Below are 22,075 nucleotides of genomic sequence, written 5' to 3'. Positions count from 1 at the left end.
CCCTCGTCGTGGGCGAGGGTCCGTGGTGCCGGTGCCCGACGCACCGGCACCCGCTTTCCGGGGGCCTCGGCAGGCCTCAGTCGCACTCCGGGCGGGGCGGGCGGGGGCCGCCGAGTTCCACCGCCGTGCAGCGCCAGCGGAGGTCCTGGCCGAGTTCCAGGCGGAAGGCCATGGCGCGCAGCCGGTCGCCGGCGCCGATGCGGGCGAAGGCCTCGATGGCGCCCGGCCGGGGTTCGAACCAGCCGATGTCGCGGACGACGGGGCGGGCGCCGCGGGTGCGCAGGGGGCCACGTTCGGCCAGCCAGGCCAGCTCGTCGTAGGCGCGGCCGCGGGTGTGCCGGAGCATCGAGTGGACGGGGCGGTGGCCGCTCAGGACGGCGACGAGGAGGTCGGCGAAAACGTCGGTGGGCAGGAGCTGGGGGACCGCCGCGTGACGTGAGCGGGCGGCCGGGACACGTGGGGCGGTTTCGGTGGAGGCGGGGGCGGGGGCGGTGGTGTTCGGGCGGGCCGGGGAGGCGTTTGCTTCAGGGGCCCGGCGCGGGGCTGCGCGGGTTGCCGAGAGGGACGGTGGGCGCGTGTCCGCTGGGCGGGTGCGGGAAGCCCTGGCGCGGGCGGAGGCCGGCGGACGACCGCCGGCAGCCGGGGGCCGGCCCCGTCCGCTGCCGGGAGAGCGCGGAGGCGCGGAGCCGCCGGCACGCGGCGGCGTGGAGACGGTGCCGACGGGGGTGCGGGATGCGGCACTCGACGGGGCGAGGGCTGAGGTGCCGGGGGTGCGGGGTGCGGCGTTCCCGGGTGTGGGGGGTGCGGCGTTCCCGGGGGTGCGGGATGCGGCACTCGACGGGGCGAGGGCTGAGGTGCCGGGGGTGCGGGGTGCGGCGTTCCCGGGTGTGGGGGGTGCGGCGTTCCCGGGGGTGCGGGATGCGGCACTCGACGGGGCGAGGGCTGAGGTGCCGGGGGTGCGGGGTGCGGCGTTCCCGGGGGTGCGAGGTGAAGTACCGGCCGGGGTGTGAGCTGTGGTGGTCGCCGGTGGGCGGGGTGCCGTGGTCGGGGCCGGGCGGCGTGTGTCGCTGTGGGGCGAGGGGCGGGGCGTCGAGCGGTGGTGGGTCCTGGTCATGACCTTGTGCATGGGGGTCCCCGTTTCGTGGGCCCGGTGGATACCGGGGAGTAACTTCGGGTTGGTGATCTTGTACGGGGTGGACGGGGGCCCCGGCAAGGAAGCGCGGTTCGGGTCGCGGGTGCAGGAAATGCCACCTATCCGGGTGATGTCGGAGGAGGGAGCCCTTGTGTGCCGGGGGCCGTCCCGGGTGAATTCCGGGCCGCGGGTGGACGCGTCCGGCGGCACGGGGCGGGGCTCGAAAGGGGACGCCCCGCACGTATCCTGAAGACCTTCCGGAGCCGTGCCGAGACCTCCGAACACGACCACCACGACCACGAAAGCGGCCAGCCATGCGTGTCTACGTGCCCCTGACCCTCCCCGGCCTCGCCGAGGCGTACAAGACGGGTGAGCTGGGAAGCGGGCCGTTCGTCGCCTACGCCGTGACGCCGGGGCTGCGCGAGTGGTACGTCTCCGACGACATCGAGGAACTGGAGTACGCGGCACTCGGCCGGGCCGCGCTGGCCTCGCTGCGCCTGGTGGCCGCCGAGCCCGGGGCGCCGCGGCGCCGGGTCGTGATCGCCGTCGACGTCGCCGACCGGGCCGTGAGCGCGGACCCCGACCGGGGGCTCGATCCTGCGGCGCTGGGGGAGGTGCGGGTCGCGGGCCCGGTGCCGCTCGGCAAGGCGGCGTCGGTGCACGTCGACGCGACGGACGCGGAGGCCGATGTGACGGCGGCCGCCGACGCACTGCCGGCGGCGGACGACGGGGACGACGACGCACAGTTCGTCGTGGACGGGGCGGAGGACCACGAGCTGCTGTGGTTCGCCACCCAGGAGATCGCGAACCTGGTGGGACGCGGGGACTGAACCCGTCACCGGGGGCGCGTTGAAGCGCCGCTCTCTTGATTGTCAGTGGGGGCGGGTACGTTTTCGGGCATGGGGATGAAGACGGGCGCGCACATCGTCTGGGACTGGAACGGGACGCTGTTCCACGACATCGACGCGATCATCGGGGCGACGAACGCGGCCTTCGCCGAGTTGGGCCTCGAGCCGCTGACGCTGGAGAAGTACCGGGAGCTGTACTGCGTACCGGTGCCGAAGTTCTACGAGCGGCTGATGGGGCGGCTGCCGACCGAGGCCGAGTGGGAGGCCATGGACGACGTCTTCCACCGGTACTACGCCGAGCACCGGACGGCGTGCGGGCTGACGGCGGGGGCCGTGGAGCTGCTGTCCGGGTGGCGGTCGGCGGGGCGCAGCCAGTCGATCCTGAGCATGTACGTGCACGAGGAGCTGGTACCGCTGGTGCGGGGGTTCGGGATCGAGCCGCACTTCATACGGGTGGACGGGCGGACCGGGCCGTCGGGGGGCAGCAAGGCCGAGCACATGGTGCGGCACCTGGCGTCGCTGAGCGGGGTGGCGCCGGAGCGTACCGTGGTGATCGGGGACGCCGCGGACGACGCGGTGGCGGCGCTGCATGTCGGGGCCCGGGCGGTGCTGTACACCGGCGGATCGCACAGCAGAGTGAGCCTGGAAGCCGTCGGCGTTCCTGTCGTGGACACGCTGGAGGAAGCGGTCGCGGAGGCGGAGCGGCTCGCGGCGTGACCGGCCTTCCTGACGGGAACCCGTAGCGGCACTGTGCAGAACGTCAAACTTCCACGGCTGGTTTTGTACACATACGGCTCATGACGGAGCCCCTGTGAGGAGCGATAGCCTTGGTGGCGTGATCAGCGCGATAGTTCGCGGGGACGTCGTCGTCCCTGCCCTGCGCCCGGAGAGCACGGACGACATCCGTGACCGGGCGGCAGTCGCTGGTCTTCGCGGGCGGGACGTGCCATCGAGGACTCCCGGGACGCCGAGCATCACCCGTACCCGAGCGTCGCAGAGAGCAGCGTCACACCGGTGGCGCAGCTCAAGAATGGCTCAGACACCCCCGCTCATCTCGCCTTGCGGCATACCGTCGGAACAGACCGGATACCCCGTGTCACGACGTGAGGCCGTCAGCGCAGAGGCCGTACTTCCTTCTACGTCACGCAACGGCGCGCGACAGGAGCCAGAGGACAATGCAGACCAAGCTGGACGAAGCCAAGGCCGAGTTGCTCGAGAGGGCCGCCCGGGTAGCTGAGAACAGCCCGGTCGGGGGGCACCTACCGACCGGGTCGACGGGCGAGGAGACCCCAGACGCCCAGAAGGCCCCGGACCGCGAGACCCTCCTCACGTTCCTCCAGCGTTACTACCTGCACACGGCCCCGGAGGACCTCACCGACCGCGACCCGGTCGACGTCTTCGGAGCTGCCGTATCGCACTACCGGCTGGCCGAGAACCGCCCCCAGGGCACGGCCAACGTGCGGGTGCACACCCCCACGGTGGAAGAGAACGGGTGGACCTGCAGCCACTCCGTGGTCGAGGTCGTCACCGACGACATGCCCTTCCTCGTCGACTCCGTCACCAACGAGCTGACGCGGCAGGGGCGCGGGATCCACGTCGTCATCCACCCGCAGTTCGTCGTGCGGCGCGATGTCACCGGCAAGCTCATCGAGGTCCTGTCGACCCCGGCGACCGGAGACCTTCCCCACGACGCGCACGTCGAGTCCTGGATCCACGTCGAGATCGACCGCGAGACCGACCGGGCCGATCTGAAGCAGATCACCGCCGACCTGCTGCGCGTGCTGTCCGACGCCCGTGAGGCCGTCGAGGACTGGGGCAAGATGCGGGAAGCGGCGATCCGGCTGGCGGAGGGGCTGCCGGACGAGCCCATCCCCGGCGACCTGCCCGGACCCCAGGTCGAGGAGGCCCGCGAGCTGCTGCGCTGGCTGGCCGACGACCACTTCACCTTCCTCGGCTACCGCGAGTACCAGCTGCGCGACGACGACTCGCTGGCCGCCGTGCCCGGCACCGGGCTCGGCATACTGCGCGCGGACCCGCACCACGCGGCCGAGGAGAGCCACCCGGTCAGCCCGTCCTTCGAGCGGCTGCCCGCCGACGCCCGGGCCAAGGCACGTGAGCACAAGCTGCTCGTGCTGACCAAGGCCAACAGCAGGGCGACCGTGCACCGGCCGTCGTACCTGGACTACATCGGCGTCAAGAAGTTCGACGCCGACGGCAACGTCATCGGCGAGCGCCGGTTCCTCGGCCTGTTCTCCTCCGCCGCGTACACCGAGTCCGTGCGCCGGGTGCCGGTCATCCGGCGCAAGGTCGAGGAGGTCCTGGAGAGCGCCGGGTTCTCGCCCAACAGCCACGACGGCCGCGACCTGACACAGATCCTGGAGACGTACCCGCGCGACGAACTGTTCCAGACCCCGGTCGACGAGCTGCGGTCCATCGTCACCTCCGTCCTCTACCTCCAGGAGCGCAGGCGCCTCAGGCTCTACCTGCGCCAGGACGAGTACGGCCGCTACTACTCCGCCCTCGTCTACCTCCCGCGCGACCGCTACACCACGGCCGTGCGCCTGAGGATCATCGAGATCCTCAAGGAGGAGCTGGGCGGCATCAGCGTCGACTTCACCGCCTGGAACACCGAGTCGATCCTGTCCCGGCTGCACTTCGTGGTCCGGGTCCCGCAGGGCACCGAGCTGCCGGAACTGTCCGACTCCGACAAGGAGCGCATCGAGGCCCGGCTGGTGGAGGCCGCCCGCTCCTGGGAGGACGCCTTCGCCGAGGCGCTCAACGCCGAGCTCGGCGAGGAGCACGCGGCCGAGGCGATGCGCCGCTACGCGCACGCCTTCCCCGAGGGCTACAAGGCCGACCACAACCCGCGCGCCGCGGTCGCCGACCTCGTCCACCTCGAGCAGCTGAACGCCGAGGCGGACAAGGACTTCGCGCTCAGCCTGTACGAGCCGGTGGGCGCCGCCCCCGAGGAGCGCCGCTTCAAGATCTACCGCACGGGCGACGCCATCTCCCTCTCCGCCGTCCTGCCGGTCCTCAACCGGCTCGGGGTCGAGGTCGTCGACGAGCGGCCCTACGAGCTGCGCTGCTCGGACCGCAGCGTTGTCTGGATCTACGACTTCGGTCTGCGCATGCCCCGCGCCAACGGTGCCGGGGACCACTTCGGTGACGACGCCCGCGAGCGCTTCCAGGACGCCTTCGCCGCCACCTGGACCGGCAAGGCGGAGAACGACGGCTTCAACGCCCTCGTGCTCAGCGCCGGGCTGACCTGGCGCCAGGCGACGGTGCTGCGGGCGTACGCGAAGTACCTGCGCCAGGCGGCGTCGACGTTCAGCCAGGACTACATGGAGGACACCCTCCGCAACAACGTCCACACCACCCGCCTGCTCGTCTCCCTGTTCGAGGCGCGGATGTCGCCCGACCGGCAGCGCGCGGGCCACGAGATCGTGGACGCGCTGCTGGAAGAGCTCGACGCGGCCCTCGACCAGGTGGCCTCGCTCGACGAGGACCGGATCCTCAGGTCCTTCCTGACCGTCATCAAGGCGACGCTGCGGACCAACTTCTTCCAGGAGGCGGCGGGCGGCATGCCGCACGACTACGTCTCCATGAAGTTCGACCCGCAGGCCATCCCCGACCTTCCGGCGCCCCGCCCGGCGTTCGAGATCTGGGTGTACTCGCCGCGGGTCGAGGGCGTGCACCTGCGCTTCGGCAAGGTCGCGCGCGGTGGTCTGCGCTGGTCCGACCGGCGTGAGGACTTCCGCACCGAGATCCTCGGCCTGGTCAAGGCGCAGATGGTGAAGAACACCGTCATCGTGCCGGTCGGCGCCAAGGGCGGCTTCGTCGCCAAGCAGCTGCCGGACCCGTCCGTGGACCGGGACGCGTGGATGGCCGAGGGCATCGCCAGCTACAAGACGTTCATCTCGGCCCTGCTCGACATCACCGACAACATGGTCGCGGGCGAGGTCGTGCCCCCGGCCGACGTCGTCCGGCACGACGAGGACGACACCTACCTCGTCGTCGCCGCCGACAAGGGCACCGCGACCTTCTCCGACATCGCCAACGGGGTCGCCGAGAACTACAACTTCTGGCTCGGTGACGCCTTCGCCTCCGGCGGTTCCGCCGGCTACGACCACAAGGGCATGGGCATCACCGCCCGCGGCGCCTGGGAGTCGGTCAAGCGGCACTTCCGCGACATGGGCGTCGACACCCAGACCGAGGACTTCACGGTCGTCGGCATCGGCGACATGTCCGGTGACGTGTTCGGCAACGGCATGCTGCTCTCCGAGCACATCCGCCTGGTGGCGGCCTTCGACCACCGGCACATCTTCATCGACCCGAACCCGGACGCCGCCACCTCCTACGCCGAGCGCCGCCGTCTGTTCGAGCTGCCCCGCTCCAGCTGGGAGGACTACAACACGGAGCTGCTGTCGGCCGGCGGCGGCATCTTCCCGCGCACGGCCAAGGCGATCCCGGTCAACGCCCACATCCGCGAGGCCCTCGGCATCGAGACCAAGGTCACCAAGCTGACCCCGGCCGACCTGATGAAGGCGATCCTCCACGCGCCGGTGGACCTGCTGTGGAACGGCGGCATCGGCACGTACGTCAAGTCCTCCGCCGAGTCCAACGCGGACGTCGGTGACAAGGCCAACGACGCCATCCGCGTCGACGGCAAGGACCTGCGCGTCAAGGTCGTCGGCGAGGGCGGCAACCTCGGCCTGACCCAGCTCGGCCGGATCGAGTTCGCGCTGCAGGGCGGCCGGATCAACACCGACGCCATCGACAACAGCGCGGGTGTGGACACCTCCGACCACGAGGTGAACATCAAGATCCTGCTGAACGGTCTGGTCCGGGACGGCGACATGACCGTCAAGCAGCGCAACAAGCTGCTCGCCGAGATGACCGACGAGGTCGGCCGCCTGGTGCTGCGCAACAACTACGCGCAGAACACGGCGATCGCCAACGCCCTCGCCCAGTCCAGTGCGATGCTCCACGCCCAGCAGCGCTTCATGAAGCACCTGGTCAGGGAGGGACACCTCGACCGGGCGCTGGAGTTCCTGCCCACCGACCGGCAGATCCGCGAGCGGCTCGCCCAGGGCCAGGGCCTGACCGGCCCGGAGACGGCCGTCCTGCTGGCGTACACGAAGATCACGGTCGCCGAGGAGCTGCTGCACACCTCGCTGCCGGACGACCCGTACCTGAGCACCCTGCTGCACGCGTACTTCCCGACCGAGCTGCGCGAGCAGTTCCCCGAGCACCTCGTCAGCCACCCGCTGCGCCGTGAGATCACCACGACCGTGCTGGTGAACGACACGGTGAACACGGGCGGTACGACGTACCTGCACCGGTTGCGCGAGGAGACCGGCGCGTCGCTCGAGGAGATCGTGCGGGCGCAGACCGCGGCCCGGGCGATCTTCCGCCAGTCCCCGGTGTGGGACGGGGTCGAGGCGCTCGACAACAAGGTCGAGGCCGAGGTCCAGACCCGCATCCGGCTGCACGCGCGCCGCCTGGTGGAGCGCGGCACGCGCTGGCTGCTCAACAACCGGCCGCAGCCGCTGGAGCTCGCCGGGACGGTCGACTTCTTCGCCGACCGGGTCGAGCAGGTCTGGGGTGAGCTGCCGAAGCTGCTGCGCGGCGCCGACCTGGAGTGGTACCAGAAGATCTACGACGAGCTGACGGGCGCCGGCGTCCCGGCCGAACTCGCCACCAGGGTGGCGGGCTTCTCCTCGGCCTTCCCGACGCTCGACATCGTCTCGATCGCCGACCGCATGGGCCGGGAGCCGCTGGACGTCGCCGAGGTCTACTACGACCTCGCCGACCGGCTGCGCATCACCCAGCTCATGGACCGCATCATCGAGCTGCCCCGCGCCGACCGCTGGCAGTCGATGGCCCGCGCGGCGATCCGCGAGGACCTGTACGCGGCGCACGCGGCGCTGACCGCCGACGTCCTGGCGGTGGGCAACGGCACCTCGACGCCCGAACAGCGCTTCAAGGCGTGGGAGCAGAAGAACGCGGCGATCCTCGGCCGGGCCCGCACCACACTGGAGGACATCCAGAGCTCCGACGCGTTCGACCTCGCCAACCTGTCGGTGGCGATGCGCACGATGAGGACGCTGCTGCGGACGCACTCGTAGGGCGTACGGCGTGACGGGTGCCCCGGGCCGGTTCCGGCCCGGGGCACTTGTTCTTGGCGTTCTCGGGGCGATTCGGCGGGAGGAGCCACCCGATCCGGCCAAGGCTCGGGGCGTGACGGTGCGGGCCGTCAGGGGCGCGCATGGCCGCAGTCGAGGGGCGCTACTTCAGTGCGCTCGCCACCAGCCGCACCACCCGTTTCACTCTCGGGCGGGCCAGTCTGCGTACCGTCGGGCGGATCAGGGCCGCCGTCATGCCCACCGGCTCCCAGCGGACCTGGAGGCGGCCCGGGTTGTGGCCCTCCGGTTCCACCGTCAGGTGGTGGGACGGGACACGGGTCGTCAGGGCCGGGAAGATCAGGGGGGCCAGCAGCAGGCCCGTGTTCGACAATCCCTGGTGCTGGAGGCGGAGCAGCGGGTGGCGGATTCCCGCGAAGCCCTGGAGGGGGAGCGGGGCCGCCCCGAGATCCAGATGGGCGTGGCCCTCGAAGAGGCCGGGGCGGACCGGGGAGAGACGGAAGGGGACGTGGAGGCGGCGGCCGCCCGGGGCGATGAGGAGGGTCGCGCGCTGAGGGCCGACGGGGAGGCGCAGCGCCGGGTCGTAGGTGCGGATCGTGAGGTCGATCGAAGCGCCCGGCCCCCGGGTGATCTCCTTGATCTCGTGGCGGAACTGGGCGCTCGGGAAGGGACGGGTCTCCAGCTCCAGGTCGGAGACGCTCAGTTCGCGGCGTGACCACTCCGACTCGGGGACCCGCTCTCCCCAGTAGGGGCGGCCTGCCGCGTCGGTGGTCACGCTCCTCGGGCCCACTCCGTGGCCCAGGCCCCGGGCGGCCAGGCGTGCCTCCGGCAGACGGCGGTCGCGGATCAGCTGGATGACGACGCGTTCGGCGCGCGGGAGGCGTGCGAACGCGCCCGGCGCGAGCGTGTCGAGGTAGGGCGTGACGATGTCCGCGAAGGACGTCAGCCAGGCGTCGTCCCGGTAGGGCAGGTCACCGGCGTACATCCGCAGGTCGTGCTTGAGGAACTTGTGGTCCTTGTCCTCGCGCAGCGCCTCGTGCCCGCTCTCGGTCAGGAACGCGTCGATGAGGTGCTGGACGTGGACGCGGTCCCGGACGTTGGCGAGCTTGTGCCGCTGGTTCGATATCGAGGCCGTCTCGTAGTCCGCGAAGGGCGCCACGTACCAGCGGTAGACCGGTTCCGGGATGATCGTGAAGCTCTTGGCCAGGCAGTACGCCTTCACCGAGAAGAACTGGTCCTCGTAGTGGATGCCCTCGGGGAAACGCAGCTCGTGCCGGTCGAGGAAGGCGCGGGCGTACATCTTGCTGGTGGCCAGGTGCTCGAAGAGCAGGCGCGGGTCGGCCTCGATGCCGTCGAGGGTGCGGCGCTCGGCGACCAGGTGCGGCATCCACGTGGAGCGGCGGCCGTTGTCCACCCGGACCCGCTGCACCGCGCCCATCGCGAAGTCGATCTCGCGTTCGCGGTGTGCGGCGAGCAGCAGTTCGACCGCGTCGTGGGGGAGTTCGTCGTCGCTGTCGAGGAACATCAGGAACGGCGCCCGCGCGATCTGCAGGGCGCGGTTGCGCGGGGCGCTGCAGCCGCCGCTGTTCCGCTCCAGGCGGAGGTGGCGGATGCGGGGGTCCTCGGCCGCCAGCCGCTGGGCCACCGCGGGGGTGGCGTCCGTGGAGTGGTCGTCGCTGATGATGATCTCGAGGTTCGGGTGGGTCTGTCGGCGGACCGATTCGACCGCGCGGGTCAGGCGCTCGGCGTCGTTGTAGACGATGACCGTCACGGTGACGTCGGGGGTGCTCATGCGGTCGCCTCCTGCGGGGTCGGGGCCGGGGTGCGCTCCTCGATCGGCAGCACGGGAGGCAGGTCCCGTTCGTCCTGGCCGAGGAAGACCCGGCGGACGACGCGTTCGGCGGCGCGTCCGTCGTCGTACTCGCAGAACCGGCGCCGGAAGACGCCGCGGGTCTTCGCGGCGCTCTCGTCGCGCCAGGCCTCGGTGGTGAGGATCTCCGTCAGCTCCTGCTGGGTGCGGGCGACCGGGCCCGGGGCCTGGTCCATCAGGTCGAAGTAGACGCCCCGCGTCGTGCGGTACGTCTCCCAGTCGTCGGCGTGGATCACGATCGGCCGGTCGAGGTTGGCGTAGTCGAACATGATCGAGGAGTAGTCCGTGACCAGGACGTCCGCCGCCAGGCACAGCTCCTCGACGGGGTCGTAGGAGGAGACGTCGACGATCCGGCCCGTGCGGCGCAGGTTGGTGAGCGGGGAGGCGGCGCCGCCGTAGAAGTAGTGGCCGCGCACGAGCAGGACCGTGTCGTCGCCCAGGCGGTCGGCGAGAGCGGCGAGGTCCAGGCGCGGTGTCCAGCCGGCCTCGTAGTCGCGGTGGGTGGGCGCGTACAGGACGGCACGGCGTCCCGGGGCGATGCCGAGGCGGTCGCGGACCGCGCGGATGTCGTCGGCGCCGGCCGTGTAGTAGACGTCGTTGCGCGGATAGCCGTGGTCCAGGGAGACGTACCGCGACGGGTACGCGCGCTCCCACATGCGGGTGGTGTGGCTGTTGGCCGAGACGCTGAAGTCCCACCTGTCGATGCGCTCAAGCAGCGCCCGGAAGTCCAGGCCCTGCGCGGCGGCCGGGAACGCCATCTGGTCGAGGCCCATGCGCTTCAGTGGCGTGCCGTGATGGGTCTGGACGTGGATCGCGTCGGGGCGCTTGACCACCGCGTTGGGGAAGTTGACGTTGTTGACGAGGTACTTGGCGGTCGCCAGCACCTCCCAGTAGCGGCGGCTGCCGGGCACCACGTGGTCGGTGCCGGGCGGCAGGAGCGCCGCGTTCTCCTCGGCGACCACCCACACCGCGTGGATCTGCGGGGCGAGTTCGGCGAGCTTGGCGGCGATCGCGGCGGGGTTGCAGGCGACGCCGCGGTTCCAGTACGCCGCGAACACCGCGAGATGCGGGTTGACGGGACGGCCGAGCGCCCTGCGGTACTGGTGGTCGCGGAGTTTGGCACCGGCCTGGCGCTTACGGGTCCGTACGGCCGATCTGGCGGTGCGGCGGGCGCGGTTGACGGCCTGGAAGGCCCGGTACTTCGCGTAGGCGCCCTCCTCCAGCAGGGAGCGGCGGACGCCTTCGAGCCCGGCCGGGCGGCGGTAGCCCTCGGGACGGCGGCGCAGGGCGGCCAGGGACGCCCTGCGGAAGAACTCGCGCGCGACCTCCTCCGGCATGCCGCCGCGCGCGAAGGTGCGCAGGCAGTCGCGGACCATCACGTCGTAGAGCACGGTGTGCGCGGCGCGCCGGTCGCGGGTGAGGTCGAGGAGGGACTCGTAGCGCTCGACGAGGCCGTACCGCTGCTCGGGCGCGACCGGGGGCAGGCTCGCGGGGCGCAGCCGGCGGTCCTCGTAGGCGACGTGCGGCAGGCAGGCGACGCGGTCGGCGAGCAGCAGGGCGGCCAGGGCGGCATACGGCTCGTCGTCGGTGGCGAGCCGGTGCTCGTGCGCCCGCCAGAACTCCGCGCGCAGCACGCGGGTGCCGAGCAGCGGGGTGAGCCGCAGCAGGGGCGCGCAGTCGTCGAGGGCGACCTCGGCGCGGCCCGCCCGGGCGAGCAGCGGGCCGTCGGGAGAGGGCATGCCGGAGGTGTGCCAGGTGCTGCGGACGTGGTCGAGCAGGAGGACGTCGACCTCGCCGGGCAGTTCGGCCACCCGCTCCGCGACGGTGCGGGGGGTGCCGGCGGGCAGGCCGTCCTTGGCGTGCACGAAGTGCAGCCAGCGGCCGGACGCCCGGGCCGCGCCCGCCGCCCGGGCCGCCGCGGCACCGGTGCCGTCCGGCAGCGGCACGACATGGATGTCCGGGGCGTGCCGCTCGGCGGTCTCCCGGGCCCAGTCGCCGACCGCCGCCACGATCACCTCGGCGTCCGGCAGGGGATGGGCGGCGAGGGAGCCGAGGAGTTCCGTCAGATGGTCCTGAACGTTCGGCCCGTGGACGATCACACTGAGCTCGGCCATCCCGGGCCCCCTCTCACAGCTGCACCGTATGCGGTCATGCTGCCATCAATGAGACAAAAGGGCCGACCGGGTGGGCCTCACGAGGGAACGGCGGGCTTCACGAGGGGACGGCGGGCTTCATGAGGAGACGGCGACCTTCGGCTTGGCTTTCGGCTTCGGCTTGTCCGCCTTGTCGCCGGTGAACGCCTCGTACTCCTTGAGGACGTCCTCCGTCGGCCCGTCCATGCGCAGCTCGCCGCGCTCCAGCCACAGCACCCGGTCGCAGGTGTCGCGGATCGACTTGTTGTTGTGGCTGACCAGGAACACCGTGCCCGCGTGCTTGCGCAGCTCGCGGATGCGCTCCTCCGAGCGCTTCTGGAAGGAACGGTCGCCGGTGGCCAGCGCCTCGTCGATCAGCAGGACGTCGTGGTCCTTGGCGGCGGCGATGGAGAACCGCAGCCGGGCGGCCATGCCGGAGGAGTAGGTCCGCATCGGCAGGGTGATGAAGTCGCCCTTCTCGTTGATGCCCGAGAAGTCGACGATCTCCTGGTAGCGGTCCTTGATCTGTTCGCGGGACATGCCCATGGCCAGGCCGCCGAGGTGCACGTTGCGCTCGCCGGTCAGGTCGTTCATCAGGGCGGCGTTGACTCCGAGCAGGGAGGGCTGACCGTCGGTGTAGATATGGCCGTTCTCCACGGGGAGGAGCCCGGCGACGGCCTTCAGCAGGGTCGACTTGCCGGAGCCGTTGGTGCCGATAAGGCCGATCGCCTCACCCCGGTAGGCGACGAAGGACACGTTCTTCACGGCGTGCACCCGGCGCACGCCCGAGGCCTTCTCGGTCTGCCTGCGGCGCACGATGCGGTTGAGGGCGGCGGTCGCGGAGCCGCGTCCGGCGCCGGTGCCGTTGACGCGGTAGACGATGTCGACGCCGTCGGCGACGACGGTGGGGATCTTCTCGCTCGGGTGCTCAGCCACGTCCGTACGTCTCCTCGGCCTTCCAGAAGTAGATGAAGCCGCCGACTCCGGCGACCAGCGCCCAGCCTGCGGCGAGCGCCCATACGTGGGCGGGGAGCCGGCTCGCGTCGAAGCTGTCGATCAGGGCGAAGCGCATCAGGTCGATGTAGACGGCGGCGGGGTTGGCGGCCAGGGCGATGGTCACCACGTGGGGCAGGCTGTCCTTCTGCGCCAGCTTGTCGATGCTCCACATGACACCCGAGACGTACATCCAGGTGCGCAGAATGAACGGCATCAGCTGGGCGATGTCCGGGGTCTTGGCGCCCCACCTCGCCATGATCATCGAGACGCCGGCGTTGAAGGTGAACTGCAGCGCGAGGGCCGGGAACGCCAGCAGCCAGGAGGCGGACACCGGCACGCCGAAGCAGAGCAGGATGACGACCAGCGCGCCCATCGAGAACAGCAGCTGCTGGAGCTGCTGGAGGCAGAAGGAGAGCGGCAGTGCGGCGCGCGGGAAGTGCAGGGCCCGCACCAGGCCGAGGTTGCCGGAGATCGCGCGGGTGCCCGCCATGATCGAGCTCTGCGTGAACGTCCAGATGAACACGCCCGTGACCAGGAACGGGATGTAGTCCGGCACGCCGTGCTTGGTGCCGAGCAGCACGCCGAAGATGAAGTAGTAGACCGCCGCGTTCAGCAGCGGGGTCATCACCTGCCAGACCTGGCCGAGCTTGGCCTGGCTGTATTGGGCGGTGAGCTTGGCGGTGGCGAATGCGGTGATGAAGTGGCGGCGGGCCCACAGCCGGCGGACGTACTCGGGCAGGGAAGGCCGCGCGCCGCTGACCGTGAGGCCGTGGCGGGCGGCGAGGGCCGCGAGGTCGTGGTCGGCCGGGGCGGGGGCCGGGGGCTGGGGCGGTGTGTGGAGGACCGTACTCACATCCGCTGCTTTCGCTCGGGGGCTGTGGGACCGGGGGGCCGCGAAGAGCAGGGGCGGGGTGGTCTCTTACCGGACTCTTCACGGACTCTTACGTCGGGACGGGACCGTATCGTCGCAACGGGAGCGTACGTCGGACGAACGTCGGAACGCAACCGTTTCGTCGTGACGCCCTATGCTGTCGGCATGACGACGAACCCCGACGAGCCCCAGCAGCCCCCGCGTCGCCGGGCCCCCGCTGGGGCGGCCGTACTGCGGGAGGACGTGACGGAAGCGATCCGGGCGGCCGTCTTCGAGGAGCTCGCGGCCGTCGGCTACGCACGGATGTCCATCGAGGGGATCGCGCGCCGGGCCGGGGTCGGGAAGACGGCGGTGTACCGCCGCTGGCGCTCCAAGCTGCACCTGGTCCTCGACATCGTCTCGGCGCTTGCCGTGCAGGGCCTGCCCGCGCCGGACACCGGCTCCCTGGAGGGCGACCTGCGGCTTCTCTACGAGGTGACGTCCCGCGCACTGCGTCACCCCGTCGCCTCGCAGGTCATCCCCGATCTCCAGGCGGAGGCGGCCCGCAACCCGGACATCGCCGAGGCCATGCAGAAGGCCCTGCGGGAGGGCCAGGACGGCGTCGCCACCGGCATCGTTACGGCGGCGGAACGCCGCGGCGAGCTGCGCGAGGGCATCGACCACGATCTCGCCCTCGACCTGATCTCCGGACCCCTTTACTGGCGCTCGGTGGTGATCCGCAGCCCGAAGCTCCCGAAGGGGTACCTGGGCGCCCTGGCCCGGGCCACCTCGGAGGGGCTGAAGGCGCTGTAGGACGGGCCCGTGACGGGACCCCGTTCGAGTGAACCCCCCCGGGCAGGCGCCCGAGGGTTCCCTCCCGGGTCGGGCGGATCAGCTCTGCCGTGCCTCCGGGTGGAGCCGTACCCACCCCTCCCGGGCCGGGCGGATCAGTCCTGCTGTGCCTCCGGGTGGAGCCGTACCCCCTCTTCCCGGGTCGGGCGGATCAGCTCCGCCGTGCCTCCGGGTGGAGCCGTACCCACCCCTCCCGGGTCGGGCGGATCAGTCCCGCCGTGCCTCCGGGTGGAGCCGTACCCACCCCTCCCAGGCCGACGTGATCATGTCCTGCACGTCCAGCCGGGCCTTCCAGCCCAGTTCCGCGGCCGCGCGGTCGGCGGAGGCGACCACGCGGGCCGGGTCGCCCGGGCGGCGCGGGGCGACGGCCGGCGGCCGGTCGTGGCCGGTGACCGCGTTTATGCGGTCGATCATCTCGCGGACGGAGACGCCCTCGCCCCGGCCGATGTTGAGCGTGAGGTCGCGGCCGGGGGAGGAGCGCAGCACGCGGGCCGCCGCGACATGGGCCTCGGCCAGGTCGACGACGTGGATGTAGTCGCGTACGCAGGTGCCGTCCGGGGTCGGGTAGTCGTCGCCGAAGACGCTCGGCGACGCGCCCTCCGTGAGCTTTTCGAAGACCATCGGCACGAGGTTGCAGACGCCGGTGTCCGCGAGCTCCGGGCCGGCCGCGCCCGCCACGTTGAAGTAGCGCAGGGACGCCGTCGACAGCCCGGTCGCCCGGCCCGTCGCACGGACCAGCCACTCACCGGCCAGCTTGGTCTCGCCGTACGGCGACATGGGCTCGCACGGCGTCTCCTCCGTGACCAGGTCCACGTCCGGCATGCCGTACACCGCCGCCGAGGAGGAGAAGACGAGGGACGGCACGTTCGCCGCCGTCACGGCGTCGAGCAGCACCCGCAGGCCCTCGACGTTCTCCCGGTAGTAGTGCAGCGGCCGTTCGACGGACTCGCCCACCTGCTTCTTCGCCGCGAGGTGGACGACGCCGGTGACCGAGTGGTCCGCGAGGGTGCGGGCGAGCCGCTCGGCGTCCAGGGTCGAGCCCACCACCAGCGGCACCCCGTCGGGCACGCGCTCACCGATGCCGGTGGACAGGTCGTCGTACACCACGGCCCGTTCGCCCGCCGCGGCCATCGCCCGTACGACATGCGCGCCGATGTAGCCGGCGCCGCCGGTGATCAACCAGGTCATGTGCGGCCGTCCCCTCGTCAGTTGGCCCGTGGTGGTGGTGCTGCGCGCTGATTCGTCGCATTCGTCGCTGTCGTCGTGCCCTCAGTGAAGCAGGCGGCGCAGTCGTGCGCGTACGACCGACAGCACACCGCGTACGCCGGGAGCCACCCGCAGCGCCAGCGCACCGGAGTGGGTGGAGTACGGCTGTACGAGTACCACGCCCTGCCGGGCGCTCGGGACGGCGCTGCGGCGCAGCAGACCGGCGCCCGCGAGAGCGTGCGCCGTGACGTCCCGGCTCGCGCCGTCGCGGAAGCGGACGCGAAGGCGCAGGTCCCAGGTGCCCGCGCCGAGCGCGGCCAGTGCGGCGAGGTCGACGGCCGTCTCCGCCGACCAGGAGGCCTCGTGGCCGTCGGGGCCGGCGGTCCGCGGAGCCTCGGGGTGCGCCCCCGCACACGGCACGAGCGCCGCGCTCGCACCCCGGACCACGACCTCACCGTCGTCCCGGTGCCGCCACTCCACCTCCACCGCCTCCGGGCCCGCCTGCGCCACCCGCCCGTACAGCTCGTGCAGCCGCAGCCGCAGCCGCAGCCGCAGCCGAAGCCGGGTGCCCCGCGCGCCCGGCCGCAGCCGCAGCTCCCCGTCGACGGCGAGGGGCAGCGCACGCACCGGCCGGGCCTGCAGGGGCTCCAGGGAGACCTGCGGGAGCCCGTGCGACCAGACGGGCGTGCCGTCCGCGGCACGGGCGTACGGCGGGCACAGGCGGGCCGGGCGGGCCGCGAGCTCCCGCAGCCGGGGCAGGTCGCACGGCTCCGGGGAGGCCAGGACGACCCGCCCGACCAGCCGGCCGGGAGCGGCCGGGTTGCGGGCCCAGTCGTCGGCGTCGTACTCCGCGAGGTGCGCCCGCGTGAGCTCCCACCATGCGCGCCGGTAAGCGGCGTCACGCAACATCAGTTCCCGCACGTACATCCGAAGGTCGTGGTCGAGGAACTTGGCGCGCACGGCCCGCGCGAGTTCCTTCTGCCCGGCGCCCAGCAGCACCTCGTGCGCCTGCCGGCACGCCTCGGTACGGGCCCGCCAGTTCTCGACACCGGCCCGGTCGAGGGAGATCGACAGCCGCCCGGCGGACCGGCGCACGTGCCAGAGGTAGACCCGGTCCGGGACCAGGGCGATACGCGGGGCCGCGGCCAGCACGCGGGCGGTGAAGACGACGTCCTCGTACGGGAAGCGGCCCTCGGGGAAGCGGATGCCGTGCGCGCGCAGGAAGTCGGTGCGGTAGAGCTTGTTGACGCAGAGCGTGTCGTGGACCAGGCGCGGTCGCCGCGCGGGGTGCGGCACCACGGCGTGCAGCGCGTAGAGGCGCTCCTGCCAGGGGACTTCGCGCCCCGACGGCAGTTCCCGGCGTACGCACAGGCCGCCCGCGACCTCCGCGTGCGCGCCCTGCGCCGCTCGGAGCAGCGCCTCGACCGCGCCGGGCGGCAGGATGTCGTCGCTGTCCAGGAACATCACGTACGGCGAGGTCACCGCGCCGAGCCCGGTGTTGCGCGGGGTACCGCAGCCGCCGCTGTTGACCCGGCGGCGGATCACCTTCAGGCGGGGTTCCGAGGCGGCGAGCCGTTCCAGCAGGCCGGCGCTGCCGTCCTTGGAGCAGTCGTCGACGGCCACCACCTCGCGCACGGCCGGCCCCTGGCCGAGCGCCGAGCGCACGGCGTCCGTCACATGGGCGGCGTCGTCGAAACCGATCACCACGACGGCGACCTCGGCGAGCGGTCTCCCGGCGTCCGTCCCGGTCACACTCTCGGTCTCACTCTCGGCATTCATCACGGCGGATCGTAAGCCGGGCGAATGACATGAAAGTGATAACACACCATCAAACCAATGCGAAGTCTCTTGTTCAGCGCAGAATCGGGCCGTGAAGAGCGGACAGTCGAGGGGGAGCGGCAGGTTCGCCACCGGGGTGACGCCCGTGGCGGTTCCCATGGCGGTGATGCTGGCGACCGGGCTGTGGGGACTGGACCGCGGCGGCATGTGGGGGGACGAGAGCGTCACCTTCCAGGTCGCGCAGCGCACGGTGCCGCAGATCTGGCGGCTGCTGCACGACGTGGACGCGGTGCACGGCCTGTACTACCTGTTCATGCACGCCGTCCTCACCGTCCACCCGGACGAGGTCGTGCTGCGCCTTCCGTCGGTGTGCGCGGCGACGGCGACCGCCGGCCTGGTCGCGGCCCTGGGCGTCCGGCTGGCCGGGCCCCGGGTCGGCCTGTTGGCCGGTGTCCTCTATGCGATCACCCCGATGACCGGCCACTACGCCCAGGAGGGACGGTCGTACGCGCTTGTCGCGGGGGGTGTGGCAGGGGCGACGCTGCTGCTCCTGAGGGCCGCGGAGGGGGCGGGGGCCCGGGTTTGGTGGGGATACGGGACGGTCGTCGCCCTGACCTGTGCGCTGCACGAGCTGGCGGTGCCGGTGCTGGGCGCGCACGCGCTGACGCTGGCGCTGCTGCGGGCGCCGAGGACGGTGTGGTCCGGCTGGGGGCGCGCGGCGGGGGCGGCGGCACTGCTTCTGCTGCCGCTGGTGTGGGTGTCGCAGGGGCAGGCCGGGCAGGTGGCGTGGCTGGTGCCGCCCGGGTGGGACCGGGTCGAGCGGCTCGCCCGGAACTTCACTCCCGGTCCGGCGGGGCCGGTGTTCTGGGGCGCGCTGCTGCTGATGGCCGTGGGACTCCGGGAGCGGCGCACGGCCGCGGTCGCGGTGCCGCTGCTGCTCGTGCCGCCGGGGATCCTGATGACCGTGTCGCAGATCCGGCCGCTCTATCACGACCGGTACGTGCTCTACTCGCTGGCGGGCGCGTCCCTGCTGGTCGCGGCAGGGGCCGGGCGAGTGGGCCGGGCGCTGGGGCGGGTGCGGTTCGACGGCAGGCGGACGCGGGTCGGCGGACGACGGGTGCGGGCCGTCGTGGGCGTCACCGGCGTTCTCGCCCTCACCGTCACCTTCCTGGCCCAGCTGCCCGTGTACCGCAAGGACCGTTCCGCCGCCCACCGCCCGGACAACCTCGCCGTGGTCTCCGCGCTCGCCGTCCGCCAGCTGCGCCCCGGTGACCCGGTGCTGTTCGTGCCGTCGGTCGGCAGGCTCGCCGCGCTGGCCTACCCGAAGGGGTTCCGGCGGGCGCGGGACATCGCACTGCGGGAGTCCGCGCCCCGCTCCGCGACGCTGTGGGGCCGGGAGGCGACCCCCGGGGAACTGCGCCGGCGGCTCGCCACGGTGGACCGCGTCTGGGTCGTCGCCGAGGCGCACGTGCTGAACCCGCGCCGGCTCCCGGCCGATCCGGTCGAGCGGACCAAGCTCGCCCTCCTGAGGGAGGAGTTCACCGTCCGGGAGGAACACACCCAGGACGGAGTGGTCCTCCGCCTCCACGTCCGGCGGCGGCCGGCCGGCATCCCGCCCGGTGCGGCTACGACGGCCCGGTTCCCGGCGAGCCGCCCTGCGGCTCCGCGAGCGCCGCGGCCGCGTCGAGTGCGGTGGTGAGCTCGTCGAGGCGGGCGCGCAGGGCGCGGACCTCCTCGGGGCCGAAGCCGGTCGAGGAGGCGATCCGGCGCGGCACCTGAAGCGCCCGTCCGCGCAGCGCGACGCCCTCCTCGGTCAGTCGCACCTCCACCGACCGCTCGTCGCGCGCACTGCGCTCCCGGCGCACCAGGCCGGCCGCCTCCAGCCGCTTCAGCAGCGGCGACAGCGTGCCGGAGTCGAGACGCAGGTGCTCGCCGAGCTTCTTCACGGGCAGCTCGTCGTGCTCCCAGAGCACGAGCATCACCAGGTACTGCGGGTAGGTGAGGCCGAGGTCCTTGAGGATCTGGCGGTAGACGCCGTTGAAGGCGCGGGAGGCCGCGTGCAGGGAGAAGCAGATCTGCTGGTCCAGCCGGAGCCAGTCGTCGTCGGGCGTGTTCATGCCTCCAGGGTAGCCCGCGCCCACCATTCAATTGCGCACAACTTAATTGTGTGCTCTAATTCTGGGTGTCGGGCGGCCCGGAAGCGGGCCGCCGAACCATGACGTGAGAGGGAAGGTCTTCCATGGACGCGCTCTACACCGCTGTCGCCACCGCCACCCACGGCCGCGACGGCCGCGCCGTCAGCTCCGACGGCGTGCTGGACCTCGCCCTGGGCGTGCCCCAGGCGATGGGCGGCAACGGCCAGGGCACCAACCCCGAGCAGCTCTTCGCCGCCGGTTACGCCGCCTGCTTCGGCAGCGCCCTCGGCCTCGTCGGCCGCGCGGCCAAGGTCGACGTCAGCGACGCCGCCGTGACCGCCGAGGTCTCCATAGGCAAGCAGGGCGAGGGCTTCGGACTCGCCGTCACCCTCCGCGTGGAGCTGCCCGACAGCGTGGACGAGGCGACCGGCCGCAAGCTGGTCGAGCAGGCCCACCAGGTCTGCCCGTACTCCAACGCCACCCGCGGCAACATCGAGGTCGACCTCGTCATCGAGTAGGTCTCAAGGGCATCGGACCTCACCCCCCGACCCGCGCCAGCACCTCCCCCGTCCGGCGGCTCCACGCCACCACCACGGCCTCCTCGGGCACCGGGTGCCAGCGCGTCAGCAGCAGCCACCGCACGTGGTAGCGGCGGACGACGGCGGACCGCTCGGCGCGGGTCGAGCCCGGGGCGAGATAGGCGCGGACGTCGGCCGCCCGGCGTTCCCGCCGCCGCTCGTCCAGGGCGGGGTCGGGCCAGATGGGCGCGGCGAGGTTCGGCCCGTACCCGGCGATGGCGTGCGAGGCGAAGTACCCGTCGGTGATCACCACCTCGCCGGGCCCGATGTGCCGCGCGGCCCAGTCGTACGACGGCCAGCGCGTCGGCTGCGTGAACCCCACCGGGTCGACCGAGCGCGGCACGACCGCCCCGGCGTGCACGGTGACGAACCCGACGCACACCCCGGCCGCCGCCACCCCGCCCAGCACCCGCCTGGCCCGCCGCCAGGGCCTGGGCGCCGCCAGCTCCACCGCCAGGGCGAACTGCAGCGGCACCAGCACGGCCCACAGGGCCCGGGCGTACGTGTAGCGCCCGCTCGCCCAGCCGTACGCCACCAGCAGGCACTCCAGCAGGAACATCCAGACCAGCGGATCACGCGCCGACCTGCGGACCCGGGCCCACAGCGCGGGCAGGCCGAGCAGCGCGAGCCAGGAATTGGCGAGCATCCTCTCGTACAGCTGCCGGTGCATCGCGTCCATGCCGGTGTCACCGACCAGCGTCAGCACGTCGTAGTACGGCCACGCCACCGCGACCGCCGCGCAGACCGCCCCGGTGAGGGCCCAGCGGGCCACGACCGGGCGGCGCCAGCCGCGCTGCCGGGCCGCCACGACCGCCGCCGCCCCGGTGAGCGCCGAGGCCGCCGTCACGGGGTGGGTGAGCAGGATCAGCCCGTACAGGGCGCCGATCCCGGCGTACCCCCACCAGCCGCCGAGCCCGCTCGGACCGACGAACCGCACGGCGGGGGCGTCGTCCCGCGCCCGGGTGCCGGTCCAGGCCCACGCCCAGAACGTCAGGCCGATGGCGATCGTGGACGGGTAGCCCAGGTTCGTCGTCATCGACATCAGCCCGAGGTAGCCGCTCCACAAGATCCGCGTGCTGCCCCACAGCAGCGTCATGAACAGCAGGGCCCACACCGGCGCCCAGGGACGCGGGGTGAGGGTCCTGACGAAGCGGCCGATCCCCGTCAGCAGCACCAGCAGGTGCACCGGCCCGGCGAGTTTCACGACCTCCCAGCCGGACAGCCCCGTCAGCCGCGCCACAACGCCCTGGGCGACGGCGTACGGCCCGTAGTACGGGCTGCCCTCGCCCGGCAGGTCCGCCATGGTGTGGGCCGGGTGCAGCAGATCGTCCTTGAGCCGCTCGATGACCGCCGCGTGCTGCCCGGCGTCGCAGCACAGCGGGATCCGCCAGTACGCCAGCGTCATCACCAGCCAGAACAGCGCGCCGTAGAACCGGTACGGGGTGAGCCTGCCGACACGGCCGCCGCGCAGTGCGGTCGCGCCGCGCACAGCCCGCCGGACCAGGACCGGGGCGCTCACAGGAGGGTGAAGGGGGTCTGGGACATGCGCCGAAT

Annotated in this window: 15 protein-coding genes; 6 read left to right on the top strand and 9 right to left on the bottom strand. The window is 72.4% G+C overall.

Annotated elements, in window-relative coordinates; genetic code table 11:
* Window positions 1-76: 76 nt before the first annotated feature.
* Complete coding sequence (locus tag ACZ7EG_RS04995; RefSeq protein WP_471072346.1) at window positions 77-1,114, bottom strand: Rv3235 family protein; 1,038 nt, start codon at window positions 1,112-1,114, stop codon at window positions 77-79.
* A gap of 332 nt (window positions 1,115-1,446) precedes the next feature.
* On the opposite strand from ACZ7EG_RS04995, the gene ACZ7EG_RS04990 reads away from it, so the two are divergent.
* The 3 genes from ACZ7EG_RS04990 (at window position 1,447) to ACZ7EG_RS04980 (ending at window position 8,108) form a co-directional block, all read left to right on the top strand.
* Window positions 1,447-1,962, top strand: coding sequence for a DUF6912 family protein (locus tag ACZ7EG_RS04990; RefSeq protein ID WP_471072343.1), 516 nt, complete (start codon window positions 1,447-1,449; stop codon window positions 1,960-1,962).
* Between the two features lie 69 nt (window positions 1,963-2,031).
* A complete protein-coding gene (locus tag ACZ7EG_RS04985) occupies window positions 2,032-2,697 on the top strand; it encodes an HAD family hydrolase (protein WP_471072340.1) in 666 nt (221 codons plus the stop codon).
* A 458-nt stretch (window positions 2,698-3,155) separates the two neighbouring features.
* Entirely contained in the window at window positions 3,156-8,108 is a 4,953-nt protein-coding gene (locus ACZ7EG_RS04980; RefSeq protein ID WP_471072337.1) for an NAD-glutamate dehydrogenase, read from the top strand.
* A gap of 160 nt (window positions 8,109-8,268) precedes the next feature.
* Here ACZ7EG_RS04980 and ACZ7EG_RS04975 read toward each other — a convergent pair whose 3' ends face one another.
* The 4 genes from ACZ7EG_RS04975 to ACZ7EG_RS04960 all read right to left on the bottom strand — a co-directional run bounded on the left by ACZ7EG_RS04975 (window position 8,269) and on the right by ACZ7EG_RS04960 (window position 13,974).
* Window positions 8,269-9,915 carry a glycosyltransferase family 2 protein gene (locus ACZ7EG_RS04975; protein WP_471072334.1) on the bottom strand — a complete coding sequence of 549 codons (1,647 nt, stop codon included), beginning with the start codon at window positions 9,913-9,915 and terminating at the stop codon, window positions 8,269-8,271.
* Window positions 9,912-12,107 (bottom strand): CDP-glycerol glycerophosphotransferase family protein, encoded by a 2,196-nt coding sequence (locus ACZ7EG_RS04970; protein ID WP_471072331.1) that lies wholly within the window; start codon window positions 12,105-12,107, stop codon window positions 9,912-9,914. The genes ACZ7EG_RS04975 and ACZ7EG_RS04970 overlap by 4 nt, the downstream gene beginning before the upstream one ends.
* Window positions 12,108-12,224: 117 nt before the next feature.
* Window positions 12,225-13,061 carry an ABC transporter ATP-binding protein gene (locus tag ACZ7EG_RS04965; RefSeq protein WP_471072328.1) on the bottom strand — a complete coding sequence of 279 codons (837 nt, stop codon included), beginning with the start codon at window positions 13,059-13,061 and terminating at the stop codon, window positions 12,225-12,227.
* Window positions 13,054-13,974: an ABC transporter permease gene (locus ACZ7EG_RS04960; protein WP_471072325.1), complete on the bottom strand. Its 921-nt coding sequence runs from the start codon at window positions 13,972-13,974 to the stop codon at window positions 13,054-13,056. The genes ACZ7EG_RS04965 and ACZ7EG_RS04960 overlap by 8 nt, the downstream gene beginning before the upstream one ends.
* 183 nt (window positions 13,975-14,157) lie before the next feature.
* Here ACZ7EG_RS04960 and ACZ7EG_RS04955 point away from each other — a divergent pair, with 183 nt between their 5' ends.
* Window positions 14,158-14,784 (top strand): TetR/AcrR family transcriptional regulator, encoded by a 627-nt coding sequence (locus ACZ7EG_RS04955; protein ID WP_104788443.1) that lies wholly within the window; start codon window positions 14,158-14,160, stop codon window positions 14,782-14,784.
* A gap of 246 nt (window positions 14,785-15,030) precedes the next feature.
* Here ACZ7EG_RS04955 and galE read toward each other — a convergent pair whose 3' ends face one another.
* Both galE and ACZ7EG_RS04945 read right to left on the bottom strand, forming a co-directional pair.
* Window positions 15,031-16,011 carry a UDP-glucose 4-epimerase GalE gene (galE, locus tag ACZ7EG_RS04950; protein ID WP_471072321.1) on the bottom strand — a complete coding sequence of 327 codons (981 nt, stop codon included), beginning with the start codon at window positions 16,009-16,011 and terminating at the stop codon, window positions 15,031-15,033.
* Window positions 16,012-16,092: 81 nt separating this feature from the next.
* Complete coding sequence (locus ACZ7EG_RS04945) at window positions 16,093-17,808, bottom strand: glycosyltransferase family 2 protein (protein WP_471072318.1); 1,716 nt, start codon at window positions 17,806-17,808, stop codon at window positions 16,093-16,095.
* Between the two features lie 145 nt (window positions 17,809-17,953).
* Between ACZ7EG_RS04945 and ACZ7EG_RS04940 the strand changes: the two genes are divergently transcribed.
* On the top strand, window positions 17,954-19,507 hold the full coding sequence (locus ACZ7EG_RS04940) for a glycosyltransferase family 39 protein (protein ID WP_471072315.1): 1,554 nt from the start codon (window positions 17,954-17,956) through the stop codon (window positions 19,505-19,507).
* On the opposite strand, the gene ACZ7EG_RS04935 is transcribed toward ACZ7EG_RS04940, so the two are convergent.
* Window positions 19,434-19,952 carry a MarR family winged helix-turn-helix transcriptional regulator gene (locus tag ACZ7EG_RS04935; protein WP_471072312.1) on the bottom strand — a complete coding sequence of 173 codons (519 nt, stop codon included), beginning with the start codon at window positions 19,950-19,952 and terminating at the stop codon, window positions 19,434-19,436. The two genes, ACZ7EG_RS04940 and ACZ7EG_RS04935, sit on opposite strands and share 74 nt — an antisense overlap.
* A 95-nt stretch (window positions 19,953-20,047) precedes the next feature.
* Here ACZ7EG_RS04935 and ACZ7EG_RS04930 point away from each other — a divergent pair, with 95 nt between their 5' ends.
* Window positions 20,048-20,461, top strand: coding sequence for an organic hydroperoxide resistance protein (locus ACZ7EG_RS04930; RefSeq protein ID WP_033308229.1), 414 nt, complete (start codon window positions 20,048-20,050; stop codon window positions 20,459-20,461).
* A gap of 19 nt (window positions 20,462-20,480) precedes the next feature.
* Here the strand turns inward: ACZ7EG_RS04930 and ACZ7EG_RS04925 are convergent, their stop codons facing one another.
* Window positions 20,481-22,040, bottom strand: coding sequence for a hypothetical protein (locus ACZ7EG_RS04925; RefSeq protein ID WP_471072309.1), 1,560 nt, complete (start codon window positions 22,038-22,040; stop codon window positions 20,481-20,483).
* Window positions 22,041-22,075 lie beyond the last annotated feature (35 nt).

The sequence above is a fragment of the Streptomyces sp. NPDC037100 genome (genome assembly GCF_055606225.1).
The sequence above is the reverse complement of the archived record's forward strand: the minus strand, read 5'-3'. Positions and strand labels throughout refer to the sequence as shown.